Below are 971 nucleotides of genomic sequence, written 5' to 3'. Positions count from 1 at the left end.
GCAAGAGCTGAAAGATAGAGCGAAAATTTTTGCTAAACCGATTGGTGCTTCTTATCAAAGTATCTTAGACCAAGTTGATTTGGTGCATCATTCCAATGGTCAAGAGCAGATGAGCGCGAGCTTTGAACTTTGCAATAAGATTAACGCTTATTTAGCTGAACATCCAACCTCCGGTCGTAATCATGCACTAACGCAATTGAAAGAGCAGGTAAGTACTGAGTTATTTAAAGGGGAAATGAAAGTTACCCAAAAGGCCATTGACGCTATTGCAAAGACACGCCCCGAACTTGCCGCTGACATTTATATGGTGGCGATCGAGGAAGCCAATGGTGAACTTGCGGGTCTAACCGAAATGATGGTCCGTTGGGCAAATGAAGACCCGTATTTATCGCCAAAGCAAGGATATAATGGAGAGACTCCGAAGGATTTGGGCTTTGACGCTAAATATCACATCGAACTTGGCGAACATTATTCAGACTTCAAACAATGGTTGGAAAAATCACAGGCGAACGATTTACTAAGCAAAGCTGTCTTGGATGAAGCGACGAAAACTGTCCACTTGGGTTACAGTTACCAAGAGCTTCAAGACTTGACCGGGGTTGAGTCTGTTCAGATGGCTTTCTATTTCTTGAAAGAAGCAGCTAAGTCGTCGGATCGGAGCTCCGGCGATTCAGCTGAAATGATCTTGCTAAAGAAATTCGCAGACAGAAACTATGTTTCTCAAGTTGAAGCCGGTCGAATGGATCAAATTAAAGGTATTTACCACAGTAGTCATGAGACAGATGTTGAGAGCTGGGATCGCCAATATTCTGGTATTGGATACGAAGACCTAAGTAAGAAACTTGCCGAAAAGAAGAATGTCGAAGAGCAGCTTTCTCTACTTCTAAATGACCGTAAAGGTCTTTTAATTGGCGAAGTACATGGCAGCGATGTTAATGGTTTGCGCTTTGTTAATGAGCAAATGGATGTAC

Annotated in this window: 1 protein-coding gene; it reads left to right on the top strand. The window is 42.7% G+C overall.

Going from position 1 to position 971, the window contains the following annotated elements; all coding sequences use genetic code 11:
- Window positions 1-971, top strand: a 971-nt coding sequence (locus AB4653_RS27125; RefSeq protein WP_372105787.1) for a membrane-targeted effector domain-containing toxin, incomplete at both ends; no start/stop codon positions are given.

The organism is Vibrio sp. 10N.222.48.A3, from assembly GCF_041475345.1.
GTDB classification, from domain to species: domain Bacteria; phylum Pseudomonadota; class Gammaproteobacteria; order Enterobacterales; family Vibrionaceae; genus Vibrio; species Vibrio tasmaniensis_A.
The sequence above is the reverse complement of the archived record's forward strand: the minus strand, read 5'-3'. Positions and strand labels throughout refer to the sequence as shown.